This window comes from Saccharopolyspora sp. NPDC003752 (assembly GCF_053605825.1).
Genome location: NZ_JBSGJZ010000040.1, coordinates 39,873 through 59,811, shown reverse-complemented (window position 1 = coordinate 59,811; position 19,939 = coordinate 39,873). Strand labels below are relative to the sequence as shown.

At 70.1% G+C, this 19,939-nt stretch carries 20 protein-coding genes and 2 pseudogenes; 5 read left to right on the top strand and 17 right to left on the bottom strand.

Features of this window, described 5'->3' with window-relative positions; genetic code table 11:
* Window positions 1–98: 98 nt before the first annotated feature.
* The 10 genes from ACWEV3_RS35285 to ACWEV3_RS35240 form a co-directional block, all read right to left on the bottom strand.
* On the bottom strand, window positions 99–869 hold the full coding sequence (locus tag ACWEV3_RS35285) for an SDR family oxidoreductase (RefSeq protein WP_452618051.1): 771 nt from the start codon (window positions 867–869) through the stop codon (window positions 99–101).
* A gap of 10 nt (window positions 870–879) precedes the next feature.
* The gene (locus ACWEV3_RS35280; RefSeq protein ID WP_452618050.1) at window positions 880–1,629 is read right to left on the bottom strand and encodes a 3-oxoacyl-ACP reductase family protein; all 750 of its coding nucleotides are present in this window, start codon (window positions 1,627–1,629) and stop codon (window positions 880–882) included.
* On the bottom strand, window positions 1,626–2,423 hold the full coding sequence (locus ACWEV3_RS35275) for an alpha/beta fold hydrolase (RefSeq protein ID WP_452618049.1): 798 nt from the start codon (window positions 2,421–2,423) through the stop codon (window positions 1,626–1,628). Before ACWEV3_RS35275 ends, ACWEV3_RS35280 begins: the two co-directional genes overlap by 4 nt.
* On the bottom strand, window positions 2,420–3,202 hold the full coding sequence (locus ACWEV3_RS35270) for an aspartate dehydrogenase domain-containing protein (protein WP_452618048.1): 783 nt from the start codon (window positions 3,200–3,202) through the stop codon (window positions 2,420–2,422). Before ACWEV3_RS35270 ends, ACWEV3_RS35275 begins: the two co-directional genes overlap by 4 nt.
* On the bottom strand, window positions 3,199–4,134 hold the full coding sequence (locus ACWEV3_RS35265) for a VOC family protein (RefSeq protein ID WP_452618047.1): 936 nt from the start codon (window positions 4,132–4,134) through the stop codon (window positions 3,199–3,201). The genes ACWEV3_RS35270 and ACWEV3_RS35265 overlap by 4 nt, the downstream gene beginning before the upstream one ends.
* A 14-nt stretch (window positions 4,135–4,148) precedes the next feature.
* A complete protein-coding gene (locus tag ACWEV3_RS35260; protein WP_452618046.1) occupies window positions 4,149–5,183 on the bottom strand; it encodes a Rieske 2Fe-2S domain-containing protein in 1,035 nt (344 codons plus the stop codon).
* Between the two features lie 2 nt (window positions 5,184–5,185).
* Window positions 5,186–5,410 carry a recombinase-like helix-turn-helix domain-containing protein gene (locus ACWEV3_RS35255; protein ID WP_093272452.1) on the bottom strand — a complete coding sequence of 75 codons (225 nt, stop codon included), beginning with the start codon at window positions 5,408–5,410 and terminating at the stop codon, window positions 5,186–5,188.
* A 221-nt stretch (window positions 5,411–5,631) separates the two neighbouring features.
* Window positions 5,632–5,874, bottom strand: a complete 243-nt coding sequence (locus ACWEV3_RS35250; protein WP_452618045.1) for a hypothetical protein — start codon at window positions 5,872–5,874, stop codon at window positions 5,632–5,634.
* Window positions 5,875–5,886: 12 nt separating this feature from the next.
* Complete coding sequence (locus tag ACWEV3_RS35245) at window positions 5,887–6,825, bottom strand: PDR/VanB family oxidoreductase (protein WP_452618044.1); 939 nt, start codon at window positions 6,823–6,825, stop codon at window positions 5,887–5,889.
* Between the two features lie 76 nt (window positions 6,826–6,901).
* Window positions 6,902–7,423, bottom strand: coding sequence for a cupin domain-containing protein (locus tag ACWEV3_RS35240; RefSeq protein ID WP_358566683.1), 522 nt, complete (start codon window positions 7,421–7,423; stop codon window positions 6,902–6,904).
* 222 nt (window positions 7,424–7,645) lie between these two features.
* Between ACWEV3_RS35240 and ACWEV3_RS35235 the strand changes: the two genes are divergently transcribed.
* Window positions 7,646–9,124, top strand: coding sequence for an aldehyde dehydrogenase (locus ACWEV3_RS35235; RefSeq protein ID WP_452618043.1), 1,479 nt, complete (start codon window positions 7,646–7,648; stop codon window positions 9,122–9,124).
* 272 nt (window positions 9,125–9,396) lie between these two features.
* Here the strand turns inward: ACWEV3_RS35235 and ACWEV3_RS35230 are convergent, their stop codons facing one another.
* Window positions 9,397–9,930 (bottom strand): MarR family winged helix-turn-helix transcriptional regulator, encoded by a 534-nt coding sequence (locus ACWEV3_RS35230; RefSeq protein ID WP_235883588.1) that lies wholly within the window; start codon window positions 9,928–9,930, stop codon window positions 9,397–9,399.
* A 376-nt stretch (window positions 9,931–10,306) separates the two neighbouring features.
* On the opposite strand from ACWEV3_RS35230, the gene ACWEV3_RS35225 reads away from it, so the two are divergent.
* Window positions 10,307–11,524, top strand: a complete 1,218-nt coding sequence (locus ACWEV3_RS35225) for an IS110 family transposase (RefSeq protein WP_452618042.1) — start codon at window positions 10,307–10,309, stop codon at window positions 11,522–11,524.
* A gap of 363 nt (window positions 11,525–11,887) precedes the next feature.
* Here the strand turns inward: ACWEV3_RS35225 and ACWEV3_RS35220 are convergent, their stop codons facing one another.
* The 6 genes and pseudogenes from ACWEV3_RS35220 to ACWEV3_RS35195 form a co-directional block, all read right to left on the bottom strand.
* Window positions 11,888–12,604, bottom strand: a complete 717-nt coding sequence (locus ACWEV3_RS35220) for a hypothetical protein (RefSeq protein ID WP_452618041.1) — start codon at window positions 12,602–12,604, stop codon at window positions 11,888–11,890.
* Between the two features lie 170 nt (window positions 12,605–12,774).
* Window positions 12,775–13,209 (bottom strand): VOC family protein, encoded by a 435-nt coding sequence (locus tag ACWEV3_RS35215; RefSeq protein WP_452618040.1) that lies wholly within the window; start codon window positions 13,207–13,209, stop codon window positions 12,775–12,777.
* 72 nt (window positions 13,210–13,281) lie between these two features.
* A pseudogene (locus tag ACWEV3_RS35210) lies at window positions 13,282–13,385 on the bottom strand (IS481 family transposase); the annotation flags it as partial.
* Window positions 13,386–13,439: 54 nt separating this feature from the next.
* A pseudogene (locus ACWEV3_RS35205) lies at window positions 13,440–13,583 on the bottom strand (IS481 family transposase); the annotation flags it as partial.
* A gap of 312 nt (window positions 13,584–13,895) precedes the next feature.
* Window positions 13,896–15,533 carry an ABC-F family ATP-binding cassette domain-containing protein gene (locus ACWEV3_RS35200; protein ID WP_452618039.1) on the bottom strand — a complete coding sequence of 546 codons (1,638 nt, stop codon included), beginning with the start codon at window positions 15,531–15,533 and terminating at the stop codon, window positions 13,896–13,898.
* A 507-nt stretch (window positions 15,534–16,040) separates the two neighbouring features.
* Window positions 16,041–16,580 (bottom strand): MarR family winged helix-turn-helix transcriptional regulator, encoded by a 540-nt coding sequence (locus ACWEV3_RS35195; RefSeq protein WP_452618038.1) that lies wholly within the window; start codon window positions 16,578–16,580, stop codon window positions 16,041–16,043.
* Between the two features lie 99 nt (window positions 16,581–16,679).
* Here ACWEV3_RS35195 and ACWEV3_RS35190 point away from each other — a divergent pair, with 99 nt between their 5' ends.
* The 3 genes from ACWEV3_RS35190 to ACWEV3_RS35180 all read left to right on the top strand — a co-directional run bounded on the left by ACWEV3_RS35190 (window position 16,680) and on the right by ACWEV3_RS35180 (window position 19,825).
* Window positions 16,680–17,579 (top strand): EamA family transporter, encoded by a 900-nt coding sequence (locus tag ACWEV3_RS35190; RefSeq protein WP_452618037.1) that lies wholly within the window; start codon window positions 16,680–16,682, stop codon window positions 17,577–17,579.
* Complete coding sequence (locus ACWEV3_RS35185; protein WP_452618036.1) at window positions 17,576–18,148, top strand: NADPH-dependent FMN reductase; 573 nt, start codon at window positions 17,576–17,578, stop codon at window positions 18,146–18,148. Before ACWEV3_RS35190 ends, ACWEV3_RS35185 begins: the two co-directional genes overlap by 4 nt.
* 102 nt (window positions 18,149–18,250) lie before the next feature.
* Complete coding sequence (locus ACWEV3_RS35180) at window positions 18,251–19,825, top strand: MFS transporter (protein WP_452618035.1); 1,575 nt, start codon at window positions 18,251–18,253, stop codon at window positions 19,823–19,825.
* The last annotated feature ends 114 nt before the right edge of the window (window positions 19,826–19,939 follow it).

The window sequence follows — 19,939 nt, the reverse complement described above, 5'->3', positions numbered from 1 at the left end:
CATACGAAGAACGGGATCCCACAGCCAGGCGGCGGCCGTAACTCCCGCAGGGGGCCGCCACCCGCACCGCCACGCAAAACGAGCCCACCACCAGGCTTTCAGAGGTAGCGGGCGATGCCGCCGCCGACGTCGACGGCGGAGCCGGTGATGTAGGAGGCGCGCGGGGAGAGCAGCGACGCGATCGGGAAGGCGACCTCGTCGGCGGTGCCCAGCCGCCCCAGCGGGATGCCGCGGTCGGCGGCCAGTCCCGCGCTCCACGCGGCGAAGTCCGATGCGGAGCCGGACTGCTCGTAGCGGCGGCGCCACTGCCCCGTGTCGATCAGGCCGAGGCACACCGAGTTGACCCGGATCCCGTCGGCGGCGAGCTCACCGGCGAGCGTCTTGGTGAGGTTGAGCAGCGCGGCCCGCGCCGCCGAGGTGGCCGCCAGGCGCGCTTCGGGCTGCCGCGCCAGGATCGCGTTGATGTTGACCACCGATGCGGCGTCGGACGCGCGCAGCCACGGCTGCGCTGCCCGGATCACGTGCAGGACGCTGAAGATCTTCAGCTCCAGCTCGTCGCGCCACTGCCGGTCGGCGGTTTCGGACAGCCGCGCCATCAGGGAACGCCCGGCGTTGTTGACCACGCCGTCGATCCCGCCGAAAGCCTCGGCCGCTCCCGCGACGAACTCCTGCACGGCCGCTTCGTCCAGGACGTCGCAGGCGCCGATGTGCACCGGCAGCCCGTCCAGCGCGGCCTTCAGCCGGTCGGCGTCGCGTGCGCAGGCGGCGACGTTGGCCCCCTCGGCGAGCAGCATCTTGGTGGTGGCCAGGCCGACGCCGGAACTCGCGCCGGTCACCACCACGGTGCGGCCGGTCAACCCAAGATCCATCGTTTCCTCCTCATCGGCAGACGAAGCCGCCGTCTACGAGCAACGTCTGGCCGGTGATGTACGCGGCCGCGTCGGACAGCAGGAACCGCACCGCGCCCACGAGGTCCTCGGGTTGCTGCGGCCGGGCGAGCGCGCGGTTGACCCGGTACAGCTCGTGCCGTTCGGCCGGAACGGCCTGGGTGGCCTCGCATTCGGTGATGCCCGGGGCGACGGCGTTCACGGTGATCCCGTCGGGCCCGGCGTCGCGGGCCATCGCGCGCGTCATGGCCACGATCGCGCCCTTGGAGGCCACGTAGTGCATGAGCCGGGGCGGACCGTAGAACGCGACGTCCGAGGCGATGTTGAGGATCCGGCCGTCTCCCCTGGCCCGCAGCTGCGGGTAGAGCGCCTTCGAAACCAGCCAGGTGCCGCGCAGGTTGACCGACATGATCCGGTCGAACTCGTCGGGTTCGATGTCGTAGAAGTACTTCCCGCCGACGCCGTCGGCCAGCGCCGCGTTGTTGACCACGCCGTAGGCGCCGCCGAGCGCGGCGACCTGGTCGGCGAGCCGCTGCACCGAGTCGGGGTCGGACACGTCGGTGTCCACGCGGTGCACCGGAACGCCGTGCGCGGCGAGTTCGGCGGCCGCCGAAGCGGCGAAGCCGGGGTTCCGCTCGGCGATCACGAGGTGCGCCCCGGCGGCGGCGAGATCGTGGGCGATCGCGAGCCCCAGGCCGCGGCCGGCGCCGGTGACCACGACCAGTCGTCCGGTGAGCGTCACAGCACTCCTCCCCTGGTGTCGATTTCGGCAAGGAACGCCCGCACCGCCGCGTTGAACTCGGCGGGGCGCTCCTGGTTGGCGGCGTGCCCGGCGCCGGGGATCTCGACCAGCCGGGCGTCGGGGATCTGCTCGGCCAGCACCCGGCTTTCGGCCACGCCGGTCACGGCGTCCTCGCCGCCGACGACCACCAGCGTCGGCGTGGTGATCACCGCCAGCTGCGCGGAATGGTCGGTCGCCGCCATCACGCGGGCGGCGTTGCGGTAGCCGCGCGGCCGGACCCGCGACATCAGCGCCACGACCCGCTCCCGCACCGCCGGGTCCGCACCGGGCGCCACCAGGCGTGGTCCGCGGGCGGCCGCGAACGCGTCCGCGCCGCGGGCGGTGAGCTCCCGGACCCGCGCCGCCATCGCCTTCCGGCCGTCGGCCGTCCGGCCCGAGCCGCGCGAGGAGTCGGCGAGGATCAGCGACCGCAGCACCTCCGGTGCCCTGATCGCCACCCGCGTCGCGATCACCCCGCCCCAGGAAACCCCGAGCAGGTGCGCCGGTTCGGCGTCCAGCCCGCGCAGCGCCGACACGACCGCATCGGCGTACGCGTCCAGGTCCGGCTCGCCGGGCAGGTCGGCCGAGCCGCCGTAGCCGGGCGCGTCCCAGGCGATGACCCGGTGGTCGCCGGCCAGCCCGGACAGCTGCGCGTCGAACGCATCGGCGGCGCCGCCGATGCCGTGCAGCAGCACCAGCGGCGTGCCGCGGCCCGCCACCACGAAGTCCACATCGGACACCTTCGTCCGGATCATGCGAACGCTCCGGTCGGCGCGGCGAGCCGGCCCACGGCGGCCAGCACCGCGTGCGGAACCACGCCGCTGGTGGCCGGGTTCGCCGGGGACGGGTGGTTGCGGATCTCGAAGCGGTAGTCGCCCGCGCTTCCTTCGGCGGTGATCACGTGGCTGGTCAACGGGGCCTTCGGATCGGCGACGACGGCGGCCTCCACCAGGTCCCAATCCCCCACCGCCAGCGCGACCGACGCCGCGACGTTGGCCGAAGCGGGGAAGGCGGCGGTGACCGCGCGGGCCGGTGCGCGCATCAGCTCGACCGGCTCGACTGCGGTGCGCAGCCGCTGCACGGCGGGCTCGTCCATCCACTTCTGGATCAGCGTGGGCGCCTTCTTCGTGGTCACGATGCGCACCGACGACAACCCGCCCATCCGGGCGGCCGCCGCGAGCACGTCCAGGCCGCCGATCGCGCCGCTGCACAGGTGCAGCCGGCCGGGTCCGGTGTCGCGCAGCTTCGCCAGCAGCGCATCATCGGCCAGCGCGCCGATGGACACCGCCAGCAGGTCCGTGCCGGCGGCCACGATGGACGGCCCGAGTTCGGCGAGCGCGCGCTGGCCCGCGCACTCGACGATCAGGTCCGCCTGCTCGATGGCGGCTTCGACGTCCAGCACCGGCAGTCCCGGCGGGTCGGTGTGCTCGGCGTGCACGACGCCGACCAGATCGGCTCCCGGGACCTCGCCGTCCCGCACCGCGCGCGCCACGACGCCGCCGATCGCGCCGCAGCCGAGGATGGCCACCTTCATGCCCGCACCAGCTCCCGGTAACCGGCGTCGGGCTTGCCCGCCATGTGCGCACGCGCGTCCTTGGACGGCGGGCCCGCGGTGCCCCACTGGTCGGAGAGCTCGGCGGTGCGCCGCCACACCCGGCACAGCCAGGCGTCCTCCTCGACCTGCGCGACGTCGGAGGTGTACTCGCAGACCAGTCCGGCCGGATCGGCGAAGTAGGAGAAGGTGTTGGATCCCGGGCCGTGTCTCCCCGGGCCCCACAGCGGGGTGATCCCGTTGTGCTTCAGCCGCCCGATGCCGCGCATGAAGTGGTCCATCGACGGCATCTCGTAGGCCACGTGGTTGACCGAGGTCCACTGCGCCTGGTTGAACGCGATCACGTGGTGGTCGGAATTGCACCGCAGGAACGCCATCTGGTGCTCCGACCAGTCCGAGATCCGCATCCCCAGCACGCGCGTGTAGAACTCGCAGGCGGCGTCGATGTCGACGGTGTTGAGCACGACGTGCGCCACCTTGCGCGGCACCGCGGGCAGGCCGTCGGGATCCTTCGCGACGACGGCTTCCACGTTGCAGGACAGCTCGATCAGCCGGCCTTCGGGATCGACGAACCGCAGTCCGTAGCCGCCGCCGATCTGGTCCAACGGGCCGGGTTCGGCGAGCAACGGGACGCCGAACGCGGCCAGTCGCCGGCCCGCCTCGTCGATCTCGGCGGGCGTCCCGACCGCGAACGCGATCTTGCCCAGCCCGTTCTGCTCGGCCTGCCGCAGCTCGACGATGTGGTGTTCCGAGCCGGTTCCGCGCAGCCACGCGGCATCCCGGTCGGTCTCCACCGAGGTCAGGCCCCAGACCTCGTGGTAGAACTCGGCGGCCTCGGCGAACCGCTCGGTGCGCAGGCCGACCGACCGCAGCGACCGGAGCCGCACCACCGGCTCGGCGTCGGGGAATCGCATCGTGTGCACTCCAATCAGCGGGCGGCCGCGCGGACGGGTCCGCGGGCGGCGGCTTGTCGCTTGGCTTCTGCGCGCAGCATCCGGCGCAGCCGGACGAGGGCGATGTCGTGCTGGTAGAGGTTCTCCCGAGCCCAGGCGTCGTCGGGCATCGCCTCGGCCATGACGCGGTCCTGCTCCAGCACCTGCCAGTGCCGCGCCTCGATCCGGTTCTTGTACAGGAACCGCCAGCTGTCCCGCTGCCAGCCGCTGACCTTGCGGCAGCGCCAGAAGAACCCGGCGTGCTGGCGTTCGTTGATCGCCGTCACGCAGGCAACGATGGTGAACGGGCCGCCCGGCCCGGCGGTGTCCGGGTACGGGATGTCCAGCGTGACCGACTGCAGGCCGCCGGTGTCGAGCCACTCCGACCAGTCGAAGTTGACGCCGCGCTGGTCGGTCTTCTCGAACACGAAACCGGTGTCGGTGTCCCGGATCTGGAACGCCGCCTCCCGCTTCCCGGTGTACATGGTGTGGCTGTTGCGGTGCAGGAACGCGCCGTGCATCGGGTCGAGCAGGTTGTCCAGCGAGAGCAGGTAGGAGGCGTCCCACTCGACGTAGCAGAGGAAGTTGTCCCACTCGCCGCCGGCGATCGGCGCGGGCACCTGCAACGGAGTCGGTTCGGCGGCCTCGTCCGCGCCGAACCAGGCGAAGATCGCCCCGGCGTGCTCCTGCGCCGGGAAGGTGCGCAGCGCCTTGCGGCCTTCCAGCGCGCAACCCGGGCTGCCCGGCACCGAAGCCACGACACCGTCTCCGTCGAGCTGGACACCGTGGTAGTTGCAGGCGATCCGGTCGCCCATGTGCACGCCCAGCGACAGCCGCGCGGCGCGGTGCGGACACCGGTCCTCCTGCACGTGCACGACGCCGGAACTGTCGCGCCACAGCAGCAATTCCTCGCCCGCGCGCTCCAGCCGGGTCAGTTCGCCCGCCCGGACCTGGCTCGACGGGCACAGCGGGTACCAGCGGTCCCGCAGCCCGAGCAGCAGGAGGTCTTCCTCGTTCCGCAGCCTGGTCATCGTCAGATCTCCTTCGCGCCGAGGCGGGCGAGCTCGGCGGTGAACGCCTGCTCGGTCCAGTCGGAGCCGTCGGCCGGGCGGACGCCGGTCTCGTTGAGCGCGGCCACGACGCCGGGCAGGTCGTGCACGCCCCGGCCGTAGATCGCCTCCAGTTCGTCGGCGAAGGCATCCGCATAGCTCGTGGTGGGCCCGAGCCGGGTCTGCACCGGCTCCAAGGTCAGCGACATGTCGGTTCTCCTCCAGTGTTTCCAACGGGACACCGGCACCCGGATCTCCAAGGGGTCGTTCCGGATTGCGGGGTACGGGCAAGCGCGCGACGTGGCCGCCTGGGATGCAGGGCGTCGATTTCGCGCGAAATCAGCGCTTCTCGTGGGGGCGGGGTGGCGATTTCGCGCGAAACCGCCACTGGCGTCGGGCGCGCCTGCCCGGAGCCATTCCGGAACGCCCCCTAGTGCAGTGCCGCCCGGCCGAGGTCGGTCAGGGCAGCGGTCACGCGCCCGCTGCTCGCGCCGGGCGGGGCCGCGCGCAGGAGGCCGGTCTGCACCAGCTCCCGGGCGCTGCCCTGGTCGCAGCACGGCAGCCCGTCGACGTACAGGTCGGGTTCGCAGCTGCAGGTGATCTCGGCCCGGCCACGGGCGACGGCCCGCAGCATGGCCAGCTGCCGGTGGTTGAGCACCGCGATGACGGTCATGGTCCTACTCGTTCACAAGTCCAGTACCAGCTCGGCCGAACGGCAGCGGGACACGCAGATCATCATCGTTTCCCCGGCATCCCGCTCCGCCTGGCTGAGCACGAAGTCGCGGTGCTCCGGCTCGCCGCCGAGCACCTTGGTCTCGCAGGTGCCGCACACGCCTTCCTGGCAGGAGCTCGGCACCGGCACCCCGGCGTCGGACAGCGCGTCGAGCACCGAGACGTCCGGGCCGACGAACACCCGCGTGCCGGACGCCTCGCAGGCCACCTCGAAGCCTCCGTCCGAAGTGGACGCCGGCGCCTCCGGGGCCCGGAACCGCTCGACGCGCAGCACCGACGGATCTGGCAACGCCGCTTCCACCGCGCCGATCAGCGGTTCGGGACCGCAGCAGTACACCAGCGCGCCGGGCGGCAGGCCGGCGAGTTCGGCACCGAGGTCGGGCGGCCCGCCGTGCTCGTCGTCGGCGTGGACGCGGACCCGGTCACCACCGATCTCCTGCAGTTGCGGCAGGAAGGCCATGCTCTCGCGGGACCGTCCGCAGTAGAGCATCCGCCAGTCGGCGCCGCGGTCGGCGAGTTCGCCGGCCATGGCCCGCATCGGCGTCACGCCGATGCCGCCCGCGATGAGGAGGTGGCGCTCGGCGGGTTCCAGCGGGAAGTTGTTGCGCGGCCCGTCGACCGTCAGCAGGGTGCCCGCGGTCAACCGCTCGTGCACCCAGCTGCTGCCGCCGCGCGAGTTCGGCTCGCGCAGCACCGCGACCGTCCAGCTGCGGCGGTCGGCCGGGTCACCGCACAGCGAGTACTCCCGCGTCATCCCGTTGGCCAACCGCAGTGCGAGGTGCGCCCCCGGTTCCCACGCCGGGAGGTCGGCCCCGGCCGGATCGCGGAATTCCACCTGCACCACACCGGATGCCAGCCACGTCGTGCTGTGCACCCGAACCTCGTGCGCCATGCTCCTCACCCCGGGCCTTCCTCGACTGACGTCTGTTCTCAATGCGGCGCGGGGCCGCTCGCGGTGTGGACCCGGTTCAGTCGCGGGTGACGCCGTGCACCGGCGAGGTGGCCGGGTAGGTCGGCAGCTGCGGCTTCTGGGCGCCGATGACGACGCAGAACAGCGCGTCGGTGTCGCCGATGGCCTTCAGGCTGCGCGGCACCCCGGCGGGCACCCGGATCAGGTCGCGGTAGCCGAGCACGCGGGTCGCGGTCTTGGTGCCGTCCTCGACGTCGTGGACGCTGACCTCGAGCTGCCCCTCCAGCACGAAGAACACCTCCTCCACGTCGTGGTGGGTGTGCTCCGGGCCGATCGCGCCCAGCGGCAAGCGCATGTTGGAGAAGGTGAAGTGCTCCGACGGCAGCGTGCGGCCGTCGCCCTCGTGGTTGCCGGTGGCGCCGGAACCGATGTACCGGATCTGCGCGCGGCGGAACTCGTCGCCGGCCTTGGCCTGGAACGCGAGGGTGTCCCAGTCCTCGTGCCGGCTCTCCCGCGAGGCGATGCAGGAGTCGATCAGGTCTTCCAGGCCGGTGTTGGTCTTGGCGTCTGCAGCGGTCATCGGGCGACCTCCAGAATCTCTTAGCGGTAAGCGAGCGAGTGGTGAGCAGTATGAACACGAGGCTGTGACCGCCGCAACCCCCGGTGCAAAACTTCTTTCCAGATCATCTCGTTTTCGCAGCTAGATGCCGGTCGATCGAACGCGTCCGCGACGCACCTTGTTGCCACATTCATCTTAGTTCTAAGCTAATCAACCAACGTCGCTCAGACCTGGAGGTGCAGCATGACGAGTCCCGGGGTGCCGGACGAGATCCACGTCGCGGGCCGCTGGCGGCCCGGCCGCGGCAACCCGCTGGAGTGCGTCGACCCGGCCACCGGCGAGGTCATCGCGAAGATCACCGGCGCCGCACCGGAGGACGTCGACGAAGCCGCCCGCGCCGGGTCCGCCGCCGCGGCGGACCCGGCCTGGCGGGACCTGCTCCCGCACGAGCGCGCCCGGCTGCTCGCCCGGGTCGGCGACCTGATCGAGCAGCACGCCGGCGAACTCGCCCTCCTGCAGACCCGCAACACCGGCAAGGCGCTGGCCGAGACGCGCGCGCTGGTGGGCAGCGCCGCAGGCACTTTCCGGTTCTACGCCGCCGCTTTGGAGACCACCGAGACCCCATTGACCCCGCAGCGCGGCCCCTACCTGACGATGAGCGTGCCGGAGCCGATCGGCGTGGTCGGCGCGATCACGCCGTGGAACTCCCCCATCGCGAGCGATGCGCAGAAGGTCGCGCCGGCGCTGGCCGCGGGCAACGCCGTGCTGCTCAAGCCCGCCGAAGCCACCCCGCTGGTGTCGCTGGCGCTCGCCCGGCTGGTGGTCGAGGCCGGGGTGCCCCCGGCGCTGCTCTCGGTGCTGCCCGGCAAGGGATCGGTGGTCGGCGACGCGATCGTCCGGCACCCGGTGGTTGGCAAGGTCTCCTTCACCGGCGGCACCGACACCGGCCGCGCCATCGGCCAACTCGCCGCGGCCAAGTTCATGCCGCTGACCAGCGAACTCGGCGGCAAGTCGCCGACGATCGTGTTCGACGACGCCGACCTGGACCAGGCCGTGGCCGGGGTCCTGTACGGGATCTTCTCCTCCAGCGGGCAGAGCTGCATCGCCGGATCCCGGATCTTCGTGCCGGAGCGGATCTACTCCGAGTTCGTCGAGCGCCTGGTCGCCGGGGCGCGGCGGCTGCGGGTCGGCCCCGGCACCGACCCGGCCAGCCAGGTCGGGCCGCTGGCCACCTTCGCGCACCGCGACCGGGTGGCCGCGCTGGTCGACCGCGCTCGCGAGGAAGGCGCCAACGTGCTCTGCGGCGGTGGGATCCCCGACGATCCGGAGCTGGCGCGCGGCGCGTACTACCTGCCGACGCTGCTGGACGGGCTGCCCAACGACGCCCGCACGTGCCAGGAGGAGATCTTCGGCCCGGTCGGCGTCGTGCTGCCCTTCCGCGACGAGGACGACCTGATCGCCCGGGCGAACGACACGATCTTCGGCCTGGCCTGCGGGATCTGGACCCGGGACTACCGGCGGGCCTGGCGGGTGGCCCGGCGCATCGACGCGGGCACGGTGTGGATCAACACCTACAAGCAGTTCAGCATCGCCACCCCGTTCAGCGGGATGAAGGCCAGCGGCGTGGGCACGGACAAGGGCCGCGACGCGATCCTCCGGTACACCCGGCAGAAGAGCCTCTACTGGGGCCTCGACGAAGCCCCGCTCCCCTGGGCCACCTAACCCACCGCCCACCGGAGGTCCGCAGTTTCAATTGAAACCGCAGAAACCTCGCACTCCAGAGGGTTCAGAGGTCGACAGTTTCAATTGAAACCGCGGAAACCTCGCACCCCAGAGGGTTCAGAGGTCGACAGTTTCAATTGAAACCGCGGAAACCTCGCACCCCAGGAGGTTCAGAGGTCGACAGTTTCAATTGAAACTGCAGAGACCTCGGGCTCCGGGTTCGGAGGTCGACAGGCGCGCCGGAGAGGGATCTCCCGGCTCTTGCCGGAAGATCACTCGCCGGCGCGCCTGGCCACCGCGTGGTCGAGGGAGCCTTCGAGCCTGCTGAGCAGGTCCGCGAGGCGTTCCTGCTCCGTGGCGGACAGGCCGCTGAGCATCTCGCGTTCGTTGGCGAAGTGGGCCTCGCTGACCCTGTCGGTGAAGGCGAGGCCTTCCTCGGTCAGCTGCACGTGAACGGTGCGCCGGTCGTCGGCGTCGCGCTCCCGCCGCACCAGGCCGGCGGCCTCGAGCTTGTCGACGCGCTGGGTGATGCCGCCCGTGGTCACCAACGCGGCGTCGGCGAGCTCGCCCGCGGTGCGCCGGTACGGGCTGCCCGCCCGGCGCAGCGACGCGAGGATGCTGAACCCGGCCATGGTCAGGTCGAAGGACTGGAAGATCCGGTTCAGCTGGTCCTGGTAGCGGTGGTAGGCGCGGTGCAGGCGGCCGAAAACGGCCATGCCGGATGCGTCAACGTCCGGGACCTCGCGGCGCCACTCCGCCAGCATGAAGTCGACCGCGTCCGGCCGGGACCGGTTGCGTCGGACCACCTTCGCCCACCACCCGAAACTCGAGAACAAGACGAACTAAGAATAACAGAGCTAAGAGAATTTCCCGCCCGGCGCCAACCAGAACCGCAGTTCGGCACAACAGTGCCACCAGAACCGAACCCGACCGACACGACGCTCATGATCCCCCCCGTTACCTTTTTCGTGGCTCTGATCTTGGAGCCCTGGTCGCCAGGTCCGGCATGACTAGCTCCCCCAGTCGAGCGGATGATCCGGGGGGTGGTGTCACCGGGCCTGGTGGCATCGGTGGACCGCTAATAGGGACACGGCCACCCTCGGGTAGGTCTCGTCGTAACGTGGCTGCCGGCCGTCGATGCCTGACTGGTGACCAGCAACCTCGATACGAAGGACATGGTCGATGACCAGCACGTACGGCGTGTTCCTCGGTCTGGACGTGGGCAAAGGTGAACACCATGCCGTGGGCCTGGACCCGTCCGGCAAACGGCTGCACGACGGGCCGCTGCCCAACAGCGAACCGAAGCTGCGGGCACTGTTCGACAAACTCGCCGCCCACGGGCCACTGCTGGCCGTAGTGGATCAACCGGCAACGATCGGTGCTCTGCCGGTGGCGGTCGCTCACGCTTGCGGGCACCAGGTCGCCTACCTGCCCGGCCTGGCCATGCGCCGCATCGCCGACCTCTACCCGGGCAACGCCAAAACCGACGCCCGCGACGCCTTCGTGATCGCCGACGCCGCACGCACCCTGCCCCACACGCTGCGGCAGGTCGACGTCGGTGACGACGCTTTGGCCGAACTCGGCGTGCTGATCGGCTTCGATGACGACCTGGCCGCCGAGGCCACCCGGATCAGCAACCGCATCCGTGGCCTGCTCACCGGTATCCACCCGGCCCTCGAACGCGCCCTGGGACCTCGCGTCACCCATGCCGCGGTGCTGGAACTCCTGGCCCGCTGCGGCGGGCCGATCGGCCTGGGCAACACCAGCCGCCGCAAACTGACCTCGATCGCCACCGCACACGCGCCCCGCATGGGCCAGCGACTCGTCGACGACATCCTCGCCGCCTTGTCCGAGCAGACCGTGGTGGTTCCCGGCGCCACCGCAGCCGACATGGTGCTGCCACGACTGGCCGAGAGCCTGAAAACCGTACTGGAACAACGGAAAGCACTCGCCGCCGAGGCCGAGGGGATCCTTGATGCGCACCCTCTTGCCGAGGTCCTGACCTCCATGCCCGGCATCGGGGTCAGGACTGCCGCTCGCATCCTGCTGGAGATCGGCGACGCCTCCGCGTTCGCCAGCTCCGCGCACCTGGCCGCCTATGCCGGCATCGCACCGGTGACCCACCGATCCGGCAGCAGCATCCGAGGTGAGCACCCCGCCCACACCGGCAACCGCAAGCTCAAACGCGCGTTCTTCCTCGCCGCGTTCGCCGCCTTGTCCGACCCGGTCAGCCGCGCCTACTACGACCGCAAGAGGGCCGAGGGCAAAAAGCACAACGCCGCCCTGATCTGCCTCGCACGACGACGTTGCGACGTCCTGTTCGCCATGCTCCGCAACAAGACCCTCTACCAGCCAGCCCGCCCCACAACCCAGCCCGAGGCACCTCCAGCCGCCGCTTGACAAAACCATAGGAACACCCCCCGGGCCCCCAGCCCCGATCCCCCTGGCCCCTCAGCCACGATGCGCCCGTCCTCACCCCTGCACCGGGGTTCCGCAATTTCAATGGAAATCGGACCTCTGATTTCCATTGAAATTGCGGAAGTTGTCCACAGGTACCCGGGGTTGTCCACATCCTCCGGCGTGTCGGGGCGGCCGTGTCGGGGCAGTCGTGTCGGGGCAGTCGTGTCGGGGCAGTCGTCCATCCTCTGAGGTCCACCGAACTCGGAAGAAGCACCCGGACAGGATTGAGACCGCGACGCCCCCGCTCGCGCAGGCGAACGCCGAGGGCGAGATCGATTGGACCGTGCGCGTGGAGGCCGACGATCAGGCCTGGAAGCCGCTGCGGCGTTCGGCCAGCCGGGCGCGCAGCGGCGCGTAGTCGTGATCGGGGAACAACGTCGGGAAGACCTCCAGCATGATCTCCGCGAACTGCCCGGAGACCTCGTGCTCACCGTCGTCGTCCAGCGAGACGTCGGTGAACAGGAACTGCCACCCGTAGGTGCCCTTCGTGATGCGCAACGCCTCGAGGTAGCCGGGGAAGTCGAGGTCCATCCGGTGGTAGCCCTTGGTCGTCGCGTCGAACCACAGCTCGGGATTGGCCACGCCCGGCTGGATCCGCAGCATCGACAGGTGCCCGGCTCCGGCATGCGGGGTTCCGTCGAAGCAGCGGAACCCGGAGTACAGCTGCAGCTCCTCGGGCGTGGGGTCGTACAAGCGCTCCACCAGCGGACCCGACTGGACCGCCCGGTGGATGTTGTCCAGGTGGAACTCCCCGGCGATGAGGCAGTCCTCGTCGTAGTCGGGGTTGGGATCGGGCACGTCCCACACCGCCGCAAGGCCGGAGAACCGCAGGTGGTAGGGCTTCAGCGACGGGTCCAGCACGATGCCGTCCCGGTCGGCGAGTTCACCGAACGCCCGGTCGGCGTCCGCGTCGGCCAGCTGCCCCTGATCGGCGCTTTCCCGCCTGATCCCCGGGCAACTGCGCAATTCTTCCAGCACACCGAGCCACGTCGTCTCGTACGCGGTCAGCTTGCTCGTCATCGGTTCCTCCGGCTTGGTGGCGTGTCACACCGGACTCCGATTCCGATGATCAACTGCTGCGACGTGGCGCAGGACCGGATGGTTCCACGCACGGCACTTCCCAACCGTCGACGACGTGCGCCCAGAGCAGTTCTTCGTTCTGCCCCACGGGGACAGAACGAAGACACCCCTCAATCGAGGCAGAACTCGTTGCCCTCGATGTCCTGCATCACGATGCACGACTCGTTCTCACCATCGGCAAGCAGCAGCTGCACGCGTACCGCGCCGAGCGCGACCAGTCGTGCGCACTCGGCCTCGAGCGTGGCGAGGCGTTCTTCACCCACGAGCCCGGTGCCGGCCCGCACGCAGAGGTGCACCCGATTCTTGACGACCTTGCTTTCGGGAACGCGCTGGAAGTACAGTCTCGGGCCCTCACCTGAGGGATCGAGGCAGACGAACGACGAACCCTGACGCTCCGGCGGCAGCGTGCGATCGTAATCGTCCCAAGTGGCGAACCCCTCCGGTGGCGGCGGCACGACGTACCCCAGCACATCGCACCAGAAACGAGCGACGCGCTCGGGTTCTGCGCAGTCGAAGGTGACTTGGAACTTCTTGATCGACGTCATCGGTCCACCATAGTGGCGCGTGCTGTGCGCCGAGACCCCGGATGTCATCGCCGCGCGGGTCGATGACACACCCTAGGTGTACTGACTTGAGAGGTTGGGACGCGGCTGGCGGGTGGTAGGCCGCCGAGTGCGGTGTGGCCGCGGTGGTGGTTGTAGGTGTGAATCCAGGTGGGGTATGCGTTGCGGGCATGACTGTTGCCGTTGCGGTCCAGTCGTTTGCAGGGCGTGCGGGTGCGATGCCGTTGGCCGGCTTGGCTGCCAACGGCTCGGTGGCCGCCGTCGTCGGGGATGTTGCCCAGCTTCTTGATGTCGACGTGCACCAGCTCGCCTGGTGCGGCGCGTTCTCCTGAGCACCACCGGCGAACCGACGTCCCGGCATCGGATTCCCCCTCCTCCTCGGGTGAACTCACAGCAGCTGCACGGTGGTGCACCGCGATCAATCCACTGTGGCCTGCCGAAGCGATCTCCCGCGCGTTCGGGTTTTTCGCCCGCACAGCGACCGTCCGGGACGACGCCGCGGCCGACGGAATCGAGCACCGCGCGGGCGGATACCTGGCAGGCCCGTACGTCGTCGAGGTGCGCCAGGTCGTCGAGCACTAGGGCCGGGCGGCGCGGAGGGGCGGCAGGTCCCGGCGGACCCACCACCCCTCCTTTCGTCCACGAGGGACGGTCCGGCTACGACGCGATCAGGCCGTGGCCGGTTCCCGGATCGTGCGGAGCTCCTCGTCGAGCAGGACCCACCGGGTGATGCCGATCGATTCGAGGAACGGCATGTCGTGGCTCGCCACGATCAGCGCCCCTTCGTACGACCTCAACGCCGCGACCAGCTGACGTGCGCTGGCCATGTCGAGGTTGTTCGTCGGTTCGTCCAGCATGAGCAGCTGCGGCGCCGGTTCCGCGAGCATGAGCGCGGCTAGCGCCGCGCGGAATCGCTCACCGCCGGACAGCGTCGCCGCCTGCTGGTCGGCCCGCGCCCCCTTGAAGAGGAAGCGGGCCAGGCGGGCCCGGATCTCGTTGTTGGTCGAACCCGGCGCGAATCGCGCCACGTTCTCGGCGACGCTCAGCTCCTCCTGCAGGACGTCGAGCCGCTGGGGCAGGAAGCGCAGCGGTACGTGCGCGGTGGCCTCCCCCTCCAGCGAATCCAGATTCCCGGCGATGGTGCGCAGCAGCGTCGTCTTGCCCGAGCCGTTCCGGCCCAACAGCGCGACCCGTTCGGGCCCGCGCAGTTCGAACTCGCCCCGCACCCGCGCCCCGTAGCGCAGGCGCAAGTCGCGCAGGGTCAGGACGGTTCGGCCGAGCGGCACCGCCGTGTGCGGCAGATCGACCCGGATCTCGTCGTCGTCGCGCACCGCCTCCACCGCCTCGTCTAGCCGCTCCTTCGCCTCGGCGAGCTTCTCCTCGTGCATGATGCGGTGCTTGCCGGCGGAGACCTGGGCCTGCCGCTTGCGCTCGCTCATCACGACCTTCGGCTCGCGCTTGGTGTCCCACATCTTCTGGCCGTACCGCTTCCGGCGGGCCAGCTTGATGTGCGCGTCGGCGAGTTCGCGCTTCTGCCTCCGCAGATCGGTCTCGGCGACGCGGACCATCCGCTGCGCCGCCTCCTGCTCGACGGCGAGCGTCTCCTCGTAGGCGGCGAGGTTGCCGCCGTACCAACCGATCTCGCCGTCCCGGAGGTCGGCGATCTGGTCCACCCGCTGCAGCAGTTCGCGGTCGTGGCTGACCACGACCAGCACGCCCGACCAGTTCCCGACCGCCTCGTACAGCCGTCGCCTGGCATGCAGGTCGAGGTTGTTGGTCGGCTCGTCGAGCAGCAGGACGTCCGGCCGCGTCAGCAGCAGCGCGGCCAGCCGCAGCAGCACCGACTCGCCGCCGGAGACCTCGCCGATGGTGCGGTCGAGACCGATGTGGCCCAGCCCGAGACCGGCGAGCATGGCCGCCGCGCGCTCCTCGACGTCCCAGTCGTCGCCGATCGTGGCGAAGTGCTCCTCGCGCACATCACCGGCGTCGATGGCGTTGAGCGCGGCGCGGATCCCGGCTATGCCGAGGGCCTCGTCGACGCGCATCCTGGTGTCCAGCGCGACGTTCTGCGGCAGGTAGCCGACATCGCCGGACACCCGGACCGCGCCGGCGGTCGGCGCGAGCTCGCCCGCCACCAGCTTCAGCAGGGTGGACTTGCCCGACCCGTTGAGCCCGATGAGGCCGGTGCGGCCGGGTCCGAACGCAGCCTGCAGCCCGTCGAAGACCTGGCTGCCGTCCGGCCAGGAGTAGCCGAGCTCGGTGCAGGTGATGGCGGCGATGCCGGGCAGGTGCGTGGAAGTGGACATGAGGGCCTCGCAGTTGCTCGAAGTAGCGGTGTGGTTGCAACGCGTTCGAGACGCCGCGAGCGACAGCAGGCGAAGCGGGAAACGCCGACTCACGGCCCGTTGTCCGGGGCGGAGGCGGAGGAACGGCTCACATCGCAGAGGTCGCGACCGGGTCGGCGCTTCGGGAACGAGCGCGACGCACGGCGTCTCAGGACCTCAGATGAGCAACGTTCCTCTCCAATCGACGGCAGCAGAAGCTCGGCTACTTTAAGGACACCTCGGGAAGAAAGTCAAGGAGAAAACAAACTTCTTTCATCGGCACGAGCAGCGAGGCCCGGCTCGCGATCGACGAGATCGAACCCACGGGGGGACCCGCCGGGACGACAGGCCCTCCCCGCGGCGCCTCGATTGGCGTCCGGCACCGCTGTCGTGTCCTGCTTCCTCGTCGACAGCACCCCTTCCGGGCGAGCCCACCGTCCAGAAGGGACGTTTTCATCGGGCAGCCCCGAGGTTCGCCGGAGACGGGACTCAGGCGCTTTCGGCCGGTTTGCCGGTGGCCCGGCCCCGGTCGAGCCGGTCTCCGAAGTGCTCGAGCAGGCGGCGGAGCTCGCCGGTGAGTTGTTGGTAGTCGGCGGGTTCGTAGTCCGGGAGCAGCCGTGCCTCGTTGGCCAGGTGGAGCCGGAAGACGCGGTCGACGACCTCGATTCCGTGTGCGGTCAGGCGAACGCGCACCGAGCGGCGGTCGTCGGGGTCCCGGACGCGTTCGACGAGGTCCTTCGCCTCCATGCGGTCAATGCGGTTGGTGACCGTGCTCGAGGTGATCATCGCCGCCTCGAGCAGTGCTCCGGGGGTCAGTTCGTAGGGCGGACCGGACCGGCGCAGGGTGGTGAGGACGTCGAACTCCCACACCTCGAGACCGTGCTCGGCGTAGAAGTCCTTCAAAGCGCGGTCGAGGATGCGGGCGAGTCGTTGCACTCGCCCCACGATCGCCACCGGCCACAGGTCCTCTGCCAGCTCCGGCGCTTCCTCGCGCCAGAGATCCATGATCATGTCGACGGTGTCGGCCACATCCACTCCTTGATAACTCGATGTCGAGAGACTTGACATCGAGATTGTCCTCCTGATTTTATCTCGACGTCGAGATTACCCGATGGAGGAGGCAGTGACATGGTCGCCGTCGCAGACCTGGCGCCGGGGGCGCGCATCCGCGAACCGACGCCGCTGCGCGACGCGCTGCTCACCGCGATTGCGCCCGTGAGCTTCGGAACCGTCTACGTCGCAACCACTCTGCTGCTGCCGCCGGATCGGCCATTGCTGGCCGCCGCCGCGCGTGCACTGCCCGCGGGTCTGCTCATCCTGGCCTTTACCCGGACGCTGCCGCAGGGGGCGTGGTGGTGGAAGACGACCGCGCTCGGGATGCTCAACGTCGGCGCGTTCTTCCCGCTGCTGTTCGTGGCCGTCTACCGGCTGCCCGGCGGGCTCGCCGCCACCTTCGGAGCGCTGCAGCCGCTCATCGTCGCGGCGCTGGCGGTCCCGCTGCTGAAGATCCGCACTCCGCGCGCAGTGCTGCTCGCGTGCGTCGCGGTCGCGGCCGGTGTCGCACTGATGACCACTGCGGCTGCGACCATGCCGGACCCGGTCGGCATTGCCGCCATGCTCGCGGCGACCTCGCTGATGGGCTTGGCGATCGTGCTCGGCAAGAAGTGGGGTTCACCGGTTCCGGCGCTGACCATGACCGGCTGGCAACTCACCATCGGCGGGCTGGCGCTCACGCCGTTGACGCTCGCGACCGAAGGGCTGCCGGCGACGTTCACCGCCGCGAACCTGCTCGGCTTCGCCTACGTCGGGCTCATCGGAACCGCGCTCGCCTACACGCTGTGGTTCCGCGGCGTGCAACGCCTCGCGCCCACCTCGACATCGCTGCTGTCGACCGCGAACCCGCTCGTCGCCACGCTGGCCGGATTCGTCTTCCTCGGCCAGACCCTCACCCCCGGGCAGATCACCGGATTCACCATCGCCCTCGTCGCGCTCGTCGTGGGCCAATCGATGAACAGGAGCTCGAAATGACCGCACCGGCAAAGGAATACCGCGTTCTCGCTCTCTCCGGGAGCCTGCGCGCCGACTCCTACAACACCGCGCTGCTGCGCGCGGCCGACAAGTTCAACCCCGGCCCGATGTCCATTCAGATCTACGGCCTCGGCGATCTGCCGCTGTACGACCAGGACCTGGAACGAGGCCCGCTGCCGGCCGCGGTGCACGACCTGCACCAGTACGTCTCGCAGGCCGACGGGCTGCTGATCGCGACCCCGGAGCACAACGCGTCGATCCCTGCCGCGCTGAAGAACGCGATCGACTGGATGAGCCGCATGCCCGACGGAGCGGGCATGGCCGGCAAGCCGGTCGCCGTGGTCGGCGCCTCTCCTGGTGCGCTGGGAACCGTGCGCGCCCAGCTGGCCCTGCGCCAGATCCTCGGGAGCGTCGGCGCCGATGTGCTCGCCAAACCGGAGGTTCTCGTCTTCCGCGCCCACGAGCGGTTCGACGAAAACGGGATCCTGACCGACGAATTCACCCGGAACCTCCTGGTCGACCTCCTGGCAGAACTGGCCGGGCGAATCCGGCGACGCGATTTGACCTGAAGTCAAGTCGAGGTCATGGCGTCCCGATCGATCCCGGCCGGGACGCCACCTCGTTCGCGCGCACGCCACGACACCGGTTCAAGCTACGAGTTGGGAAAAACCATGCCGTCGAACGCCCCCGAGGGCCCTGTCCGGAAGGCCGGGCCCCGGGAGTGGCTGGGGCTCGCCGTGCTCGCCCTGCCCACCCTGCTGATCTCCCTCGACCAGAGCGTGCTGTACCTGGCACTTCCCCACCTCGCCGAAGGGCTGCAGCCCACCGGCACGCAGACGCTGTGGATCATGGACATCTACGGCTTCCTGATAGCCGGCTTCCTCATCACCATGGGCACCCTCGGCGACCGGATCGGCCGTCGCAAGCTGCTGATGATCGGCGCCGTCGCCGTCGGCATCACCTCGGTGGCCGCCGCCTTCTCCACCAGCGCGGAGGCCCTGATCATCACCCGCGCCCTGCTCGGCATCGCCGCCGCGACGCTGATGCCGTCCACCCTCGCCCTCATCAGCAACATGTTCCACGACCCGCACCAGCGCGGTCGCGCCATCGCGGTGTGGGCCGGCTGCTTCATGGGAGGCACGGCGCTCGGCCCGGTCATCGGCGGCGCACTGCTGGAGTTCTTCTGGTGGGGCTCGGTGTTCCTGCTCGGCGTGCCCGTCATGGTGGTGCTGCTGATCGCCGCCCCGCTCGTGCTGCCGGAGTACGAGGACCCCGATGCCGGCCGGATCGACCTGCTGAGCGTGCTGCTGTCGCTGGTGTCGATCCTGTCGATCATCTACGGGCTGAAGGAGCTCGCGCGCTACGGCTTCGCGGCGGTGCCGGTCGCCGCGATCGTCGTCGGCCTGGCCGTCGGCGCGGCTTTCGTGTCGCGGCAGGGCAAGCTCGCCCACCCGCTGCTCGACCTGAAGCTCTTCAGGGTCGGCGCGTTCACCGCCGCGCTGCTGATCCTGATGGTCTCGATGCTCGGCACCGGAGGCGGCTACCTCTTCATCACCGGGTTCCTCCAGATGGTCGAGGGACTCTCGCCGATGGCGGCGGGTCTGTGGATGCTGCCCGCGGCCATCGCCTCGATCATCGCCGCGCAGGTGGCGCCGATCTTCGCCAAGCACTTCCAGCTCGGCACCGTGATCGGGGTGGCCCTGCTCATCGGCACGGCCGGCTACCTGATGCTCGTCTTCGTCGACCCGGTCGGCGGGATGCCGCTGCTGATGACCGGATTCGTGATCATCTTCATCGGCGTCGGCACCTTCGGCTCGCTCGGCACCAACCTGGTCGTCGGGTCCGTCCTGCCCGAGCGGGGCGGCTCCGCGGCGGGCCTCTCCTCCATCAGCGGCGACCTGGGCAACGCGCTCGGCGTCGCCACGCTCGGCAGCCTCGGCGCCGCCGTCTACCGCGAATCGATCGCGCCTCCCGCCGGAATCCCGGCCGGCACCGCCAGGACAAGCATGGAGGACGCCATCACCGCCGCCCGGGAACTGCCCGCCAAGGCCGCCGAGGACTTGATGACCGCTGCCAAGGAGGCGTACACCAGCGGGCTCAACACGATCGGCCTCGCCTGCGCCGCCCTCACCGCCATCAGCGCGATCATCGCGATCACCATGCTGCGCAACCGCCGCGGAGCCGTCCCGTCCGGCAACGATGCACCGCGGGAAAGGGCAGCCGAGGACTCCCTCCCGACCGCCTGATAGGCGACGATGACCGCATTTCCTGGCATTGGCGCGGAGCGGTGCGCATGGGGTTGCACCTTCCGCAGCGGCATGTGGTCCGGTGGACTTACGCCCCGATCCCTTGAGGAAAGG

Bases quoted from the DNA above. Each gene is read 5' to 3' on its own strand.
- ACWEV3_RS35285 (WP_452618051.1), bottom strand. From the start codon at position 869: ATGGATCTTGGGTTGACCGGCCGCACCGTGGTGGTGACCGGCGCGAGT.
- ACWEV3_RS35275 (WP_452618049.1), bottom strand. From the start codon at position 2,423: ATGATCCGGACGAAGGTGTCCGATGTGGACTTCGTGGTGGCGGGCCGC.
- ACWEV3_RS35270 (WP_452618048.1), bottom strand. From the start codon at position 3,202: ATGAAGGTGGCCATCCTCGGCTGCGGCGCGATCGGCGGCGTCGTGGCG.
- ACWEV3_RS35265 (WP_452618047.1), bottom strand. From the start codon at position 4,134: ATGCGATTCCCCGACGCCGAGCCGGTGGTGCGGCTCCGGTCGCTGCGG.
- ACWEV3_RS35260 (WP_452618046.1), bottom strand. From the start codon at position 5,183: ATGACCAGGCTGCGGAACGAGGAAGACCTCCTGCTGCTCGGGCTGCGG.
- ACWEV3_RS35255 (WP_093272452.1), bottom strand. From the start codon at position 5,410: ATGTCGCTGACCTTGGAGCCGGTGCAGACCCGGCTCGGGCCCACCACG.
- ACWEV3_RS35250 (WP_452618045.1), bottom strand. From the start codon at position 5,874: ATGACCGTCATCGCGGTGCTCAACCACCGGCAGCTGGCCATGCTGCGG.
- ACWEV3_RS35245 (WP_452618044.1), bottom strand. From the start codon at position 6,825: ATGGCGCACGAGGTTCGGGTGCACAGCACGACGTGGCTGGCATCCGGT.
- ACWEV3_RS35240 (WP_358566683.1), bottom strand. From the start codon at position 7,423: ATGACCGCTGCAGACGCCAAGACCAACACCGGCCTGGAAGACCTGATC.
- ACWEV3_RS35235 (WP_452618043.1), top strand. From the start codon at position 7,646: ATGACGAGTCCCGGGGTGCCGGACGAGATCCACGTCGCGGGCCGCTGG.
- ACWEV3_RS35225 (WP_452618042.1), top strand. From the start codon at position 10,307: ATGACCAGCACGTACGGCGTGTTCCTCGGTCTGGACGTGGGCAAAGGT.
- ACWEV3_RS35220 (WP_452618041.1), bottom strand. From the start codon at position 12,604: ATGACGAGCAAGCTGACCGCGTACGAGACGACGTGGCTCGGTGTGCTG.
- ACWEV3_RS35215 (WP_452618040.1), bottom strand. From the start codon at position 13,209: ATGACGTCGATCAAGAAGTTCCAAGTCACCTTCGACTGCGCAGAACCC.
- ACWEV3_RS35200 (WP_452618039.1), bottom strand. From the start codon at position 15,533: ATGTCCACTTCCACGCACCTGCCCGGCATCGCCGCCATCACCTGCACC.
- ACWEV3_RS35190 (WP_452618037.1), top strand. From the start codon at position 16,680: ATGGTCGCCGTCGCAGACCTGGCGCCGGGGGCGCGCATCCGCGAACCG.
- ACWEV3_RS35185 (WP_452618036.1), top strand. From the start codon at position 17,576: ATGACCGCACCGGCAAAGGAATACCGCGTTCTCGCTCTCTCCGGGAGC.
- ACWEV3_RS35180 (WP_452618035.1), top strand. From the start codon at position 18,251: ATGCCGTCGAACGCCCCCGAGGGCCCTGTCCGGAAGGCCGGGCCCCGG.